Raw genomic sequence first — 5,884 nt, forward strand, 5'->3', positions numbered from 1 at the left:
CCTGATTGCATACTCTATGGAACACCCGGGCGCTGCTGCTCGTCTGTTCAAAGATTTCGCTAAAGCGAATGCAAAATTTGAGGTCAAAGCTGCAGCCTTTGAAGGTGAGCTGATCACGGCGGCCAATATTGACCGTCTGGCAACTCTGCCGACTTACGAAGAAGCACTGGCACGTCTGATGTCGACCATGAAAGAAGCCGCTGCTGGCAAACTGGTCCGTACTCTGGCTGCTGTGCGCGATGCAAAAGAAGCGGCTTAAGGCCAAATTCTTTTCCTTCGTGCTTGCTAACGTATAAACTTTTTCTGATTTTTAGGAACAATCGATATGTCTATCACTAAAGACCAAATTCTGGAAGCTGTTGCCGCTATGTCCGTAATGGAAGTAGTTGAGCTGGTTTCTGCTATGGAAGAAAAATTCGGCGTTTCTGCTGCTGCTGCTGTAGCTGTTGCTGCTGGCCCAGCTGAAGCTGTTGAAGAGAAAACTGAATTCGACGTAATTCTGAAAGCTGCTGGCGCTAACAAAGTCGCAGTAATCAAAGCGGTACGTACTGCAACTGGCCTGGGCTTGAAAGAAGCTAAAGACCTGGTTGAAGCTACTGGCGCAATCAAAGAAGGCATCAGCAAAGATGACGCAGCTGCTCTGGAAGCACTGCTGAAAGAAGCTGGCGCTGACGTTGAAGTTAAGTAAGACAACCTTCGGGTTGCAGCCTGAGTTACATTAGGCTGATGGCTGGTGACTGTTTAGGTCACCAGCCTTTTTGCGCTACAGGGGAATGATGGCGTTTCGCACTGTTTGTCCGTCATTCCTCTTCAATATCTTTTTCTATCGACGCCTTAATATATCGCTCTCCTGCAAAGGTTCCCTGCCTAAGCAACGGCGATGAAATGATTTAAGAGTGATAGAAAGATGTATTGCATGGGGTGCTGCGCATCGCATGAAAAACAAAAAATAGTGTTGCATGAACTGTCCTTTTCAGGACGGACAGCGTGGTTCGACATGTCAGCTAGCTGAGGAACCCCATGGTTTACTCCTATACCGAGAAAAAACGTATTCGTAAGGATTTTGGTAAACGTCCACAAGTTTTGGACATACCTTATCTCCTTTCTATCCAGCTTGACTCGTTTCAGAAGTTTATCGAGCAAGATCCAGAAGGCCAGTACGGTCTGGAAGCAGCCTTCCGCTCCGTATTCCCAATCTCAAGCTACAGCGGCAACTCTGAGTTGCAGTATGTAAGCTACCGTTTGGGTGAGCCTGTCTTTGACGTAACTGAATGTCAGATCCGTGGCGTGACCTATTCGGCACCGCTGCGCGTGAAACTGCGTCTGGTGATCTACGAGCGCGAAGCGCCGGAAGGCACCGTAAAAGACATTAAAGAACAAGAAGTCTACATGGGTGAGATTCCACTCATGACGGACAACGGTACCTTTGTTATCAATGGTACTGAGCGTGTTATCGTTTCTCAGCTGCACCGTAGTCCTGGCGTGTTCTTTGACAGCGATAAGGGTAAAACGCACTCTTCCGGTAAAGTGCTGTATAACGCACGTATCATCCCTTACCGCGGTTCATGGCTCGACTTCGAGTTTGACCCGAAAGACAACCTCTTCGTCCGTATTGACCGTCGTCGTAAGCTGCCGGCCAGTATCATTCTGCGCGCGTTAAACTTCACCTCAGAACAAATCCTGGATCTGTTCTTTGACAAAGTCGTTTACGAAATCCGCGATAACAAACTGCAGATGGAACTGGTGCCTGAGCGCCTGCGTGGTGAAACCGCCTCCTTCGATATCGAAGCAAACGGCACGGTCTACGTTGAGAAAGGTCGTCGCATCACTGCGCGCCACATCCGTCAGCTGGAAAAAGACAACATTCAGCACATCGAAGTGCCAGTTGAATACATTGCTGGCAAAGTGGTTGCTAAAGACTACGTCGATCTGAACACCGGCGAGCTGATCGTTCCAGCGAACATGGAATTGTCACTGGATCTGCTGGCGAAGCTTAGCCAGTCAGGCCACAAGCGCATTGAAACGCTGTTCACCAACGACCTGGATCACGGTGCGTACATCTCCGAGACCCTGCGTGTTGACCCAACCAACGATCGCTTAAGCGCGCTGGTTGAGATCTACCGCATGATGCGTCCTGGTGAGCCACCAACGCGTGAAGCCGCTGAAAACCTGTTTGAGAACCTGTTCTTCTCTGAAGATCGTTACGATCTTTCTGCGGTTGGCCGCATGAAGTTCAACCGTTCTCTGCTGCGTGATGAGATCGAAGGTTCAGGTATCCTGAGCAAAGACGACATCATCGAAGTGATGAAAAAGCTTATCGGTATCCGTAACGGTATCGGTGAAGTGGATGATATCGATCACCTCGGTAACCGTCGTATTCGTTCTGTTGGCGAAATGGCAGAAAACCAGTTCCGTGTTGGCCTGGTTCGTGTTGAGCGTGCAGTTAAAGAGCGTCTGTCTCTGGGCGACCTCGATACGCTGATGCCTCAGGACATGATCAACGCTAAGCCGATTTCGGCGGCGGTGAAAGAGTTCTTCGGTTCAAGCCAGCTGTCCCAGTTTATGGATCAGAACAACCCGTTGTCTGAGATTACGCACAAGCGTCGTATCTCTGCTCTGGGCCCAGGCGGTCTGACCCGTGAGCGCGCCGGCTTTGAAGTACGTGACGTACACCCAACCCACTACGGTCGTGTATGTCCTATCGAAACCCCGGAAGGCCCGAACATCGGTCTGATCAACTCACTCTCTGTTTACGCGCAGACTAACGAATACGGATTCCTAGAAACCCCGTATCGTCGCGTTGTTGACGGAAAAGTGAGTGATGAAATTCATTACCTCTCTGCAATTGAAGAGGGTAACTACGTTATCGCTCAGGCGAACACCAACCTCGCAGAAGATGGCAGCTTTGTTGACGATCTCGTCACCTGCCGTAGCAAGGGTGAGTCAAGCCTGTTCAGCCGCGATCAGGTTGACTACATGGACGTTTCCACCCAACAGGTGGTTTCTGTCGGTGCGTCACTGATCCCGTTCCTTGAGCACGATGATGCTAACCGCGCCTTGATGGGTGCGAACATGCAACGTCAGGCGGTTCCAACTCTGCGTGCTGATAAGCCGCTGGTTGGTACCGGTATGGAGCGTGCAGTAGCGGTTGACTCCGGTGTAACTGCCGTCGCGAAACGTGGTGGTACCGTTCAGTACGTTGATGCTTCTCGTATCGTTATCAAAGTTAACGAAGAAGAGATGTATCCGGGCGAAGCGGGTATCGACATCTACAACCTGACCAAGTACACCCGTTCTAACCAGAACACCTGCATCAACCAGATGCCGTGTGTCAATCTGGGTGAGCCGATTGAGCGTGGCGACGTGCTGGCAGATGGCCCGTCTACCGATCTCGGTGAACTGGCGCTGGGTCAGAATATGCGCGTGGCGTTCATGCCATGGAACGGTTACAACTTCGAAGACTCCATCCTCGTATCCGAGCGTGTGGTTCAGGAAGACCGTTTCACCACTATTCACATCCAGGAACTGGCATGTGTGTCTCGCGACACCAAGCTGGGGCCAGAAGAGATCACCGCTGATATCCCGAACGTGGGTGAAGCTGCGCTTTCTAAACTGGATGAATCCGGCATCGTGTATATCGGTGCGGAAGTGACCGGTGGCGACATTCTGGTTGGTAAGGTAACGCCGAAAGGTGAAACCCAGCTGACGCCAGAAGAGAAACTGCTGCGTGCGATCTTCGGTGAAAAAGCCTCTGACGTGAAAGATTCGTCACTGCGCGTTCCGAACGGCGTATCCGGTACGGTTATCGACGTGCAGGTCTTTACCCGCGATGGCGTGGAAAAAGACAAGCGCGCGCTGGAAATCGAAGAGATGCAGCTGAAGCAGGTTAAGAAAGACCTGTCTGAAGAACTGCAGATCTTTGAAGCGGGCCTGTTCGGCCGTATCCAGGCAGTACTGATCTCGGGTGGTGTTGAAGCTGAGAAGCTGGACAAACTGCCACGTGAGCGCTGGTTGGAGCTGGGCCTGACTGACGAAGAGAAGCAGAATTCTCTGGAGCAGCTGGCTGAGCAGTACGACGAGCTGAAGCACGAGTTTGAGAAGAAACTTGAAGCTAAGCGTCGCAAGATCACTCAAGGCGATGATCTGGCACCAGGCGTGCTGAAAATCGTTAAGGTGTATCTGGCCGTTAAACGTCAGATCCAGCCTGGTGACAAGATGGCAGGTCGTCACGGTAACAAGGGTGTTATCTCTAAGATCAACCCTATCGAAGACATGCCTTACGATGAGAACGGTACGCCGGTCGACATCGTGCTGAACCCGCTGGGCGTACCATCGCGTATGAACATCGGTCAGATCCTGGAAACTCACCTCGGTATGGCGGCGAAAGGCATTGGTGAAAAAATCAATGCGATGCTGAAGAAGCAGGAAGAAGTCTCCAAACTGCGTGAGTTCATCCAGCGTGCTTACGATCTGGGCACAGATGTGCGTCAGAAAGTTGACCTGAACACCTTTACAGACGACGAAGTGCTGCGTCTGGCAGAAAACCTGAAGAAGGGTATGCCAATCGCGACTCCGGTGTTTGATGGTGCGAAAGAGAGCGAAATCAAAGAGCTATTGCAGCTCGGCGGCTTGCCTTCTTCCGGTCAGATCACCCTGTTCGACGGCCGTACCGGTGAGCAGTTTGAGCGTCAGGTAACCGTAGGTTACATGTACATGCTAAAACTGAACCACCTGGTCGACGACAAGATGCACGCACGTTCTACTGGTTCTTACAGCTTGGTTACTCAGCAGCCGCTGGGTGGTAAGGCGCAGTTCGGTGGACAGCGCTTCGGTGAGATGGAAGTGTGGGCACTGGAAGCATACGGTGCCGCGTATACCCTGCAGGAAATGCTTACCGTTAAATCTGATGACGTTAACGGCCGTACGAAGATGTATAAAAACATCGTCGACGGTAACCATCAGATGGAACCGGGCATGCCGGAATCCTTCAACGTACTGTTGAAAGAGATTCGCTCGCTGGGTATCAACATCGAGCTGGAAGACGAGTAAGTACTCGCAAGTACTGGTTACGGGACGTGCACTTCGGGTGCGCGTCCCTGAGAGTTCCACTCCGACGGGAGCTAATCCGTGAAAGACTTACTTAAGTTTCTGAAAGCGCAAACTAAGACCGAAGAGTTTGATGCGATCAAAATTGCTCTGGCCTCGCCAGACATGATCCGTTCATGGTCTTTTGGTGAAGTTAAAAAGCCGGAAACCATTAACTACCGTACCTTCAAGCCTGAGCGTGACGGTCTTTTCTGTGCCCGTATTTTCGGACCGGTAAAAGATTACGAATGCCTGTGCGGAAAGTACAAGCGTTTAAAACATCGCGGCGTAATCTGTGAGAAGTGTGGCGTTGAAGTTACACAGACCAAAGTACGTCGTGAGCGCATGGGCCACATTGAGCTGGCTTCTCCAACTGCGCACATTTGGTTCCTGAAATCACTGCCTTCGCGTATCGGCTTGCTGCTGGATATGCCACTGCGTGATATCGAGCGCGTGCTGTACTTCGAATCTTATGTGGTTATCGAAGGCGGCATGACCAACCTGGAAAAACGTCAGATTCTGACGGAAGAGCAGTACCTTGATGCGCTGGAAGAGTTCGGTGACGAATTCGACGCTAAGATGGGTGCGGAAGCTATTCAGGCGCTGCTGAAAAATATGGATCTGGAGCAGGAGTGCGAGCAGCTGCGTGAAGAGCTGAACGAAACCAACTCCGAGACCAAACGTAAAAAGCTGACCAAGCGTATTAAGCTGCTGGAAGCGTTCGTTCAGTCTGGCAACAAGCCAGAGTGGATGATCCTGACCGTTCTGCCGGTTCTGCCGCCAGATCTGCGTCCGCTGG

The 5,884-nt window shown here is 51.4% G+C and carries 2 protein-coding genes and 2 pseudogenes; all 4 read left to right on the forward strand.

Translation table 11 applies throughout. The features are described from left to right. A pseudogene (gene rplJ / locus RTM06_RS22175) lies at nucleotides 1-259 on the forward strand (50S ribosomal protein L10); the annotation flags it as partial. 66 nt (nucleotides 260-325) lie between these two features. Then, entirely contained in the window at nucleotides 326-688 is a 363-nt protein-coding gene (gene rplL / locus RTM06_RS22180; RefSeq protein ID WP_256698085.1) for a 50S ribosomal protein L7/L12, read from the forward strand. Nucleotides 689-1,020: 332 nt separating this feature from the next. Then, nucleotides 1,021-5,049 carry a DNA-directed RNA polymerase subunit beta gene (rpoB, locus tag RTM06_RS22185; protein WP_008108400.1) on the forward strand — a complete coding sequence of 1,343 codons (4,029 nt, stop codon included), beginning with the start codon at nucleotides 1,021-1,023 and terminating at the stop codon, nucleotides 5,047-5,049. 78 nt (nucleotides 5,050-5,127) lie between these two features. Further along, nucleotides 5,128-5,884: pseudogene (locus RTM06_RS22190) on the forward strand (DNA-directed RNA polymerase subunit beta'); the annotation flags it as partial.

Origin of the sequence: Pantoea sp. CTOTU46764, from assembly GCF_031974595.1 — a bacterium.
Classification (GTDB): domain Bacteria; phylum Pseudomonadota; class Gammaproteobacteria; order Enterobacterales; family Enterobacteriaceae; genus Pantoea; species Pantoea trifolii.

What these genes read in the sequence shown, in the direction of transcription:
- rpoB (WP_008108400.1), top strand. Translation starts at nt 1,021, where the DNA reads ATGGTTTACTCCTATACCGAGAAAAAACGTATTCGTAAGGATTTTGGT.
- rplL (WP_256698085.1), top strand. Translation starts at nt 326, where the DNA reads ATGTCTATCACTAAAGACCAAATTCTGGAAGCTGTTGCCGCTATGTCC.